The organism is Neobacillus cucumis, from assembly GCF_023715505.1.
Map to the genome: position 1 here is coordinate 1 of NZ_JAMBOH010000174.1, position 255 is coordinate 255.

1 pseudogene is annotated in these 255 nt (G+C 40.8%); it reads right to left on the minus strand.

From position 1 onward, the window contains the following. A pseudogene (locus M3226_RS32000) lies at positions 1-255 on the minus strand (reverse transcriptase domain-containing protein); the annotation flags it as partial.

A 255-nucleotide genomic window follows, 5' to 3' on the forward strand; every position in this document is an offset into this window, starting at 1 on the left:
TACCCGGTGACCTGCTCGTTCACTTTTAACGTAAATGCTAAAATCGTCCGCAAAACGGACGAATTTATGTCCACGTTTCTCCAATTCCTTATCCAGTTGGTTTAAGTAAACATTACTAAGAATCGGCTAAAGTACACCACCTTGGGGGGCACCGAATTCTGTCGGTTTAGTCAGTCCATTTTCGAGTATTCCGCTCTTGAGAAATTTCCAAATTAGTTTCAATATAACTTTATCCTGGATGAATGCCTTGAGGTA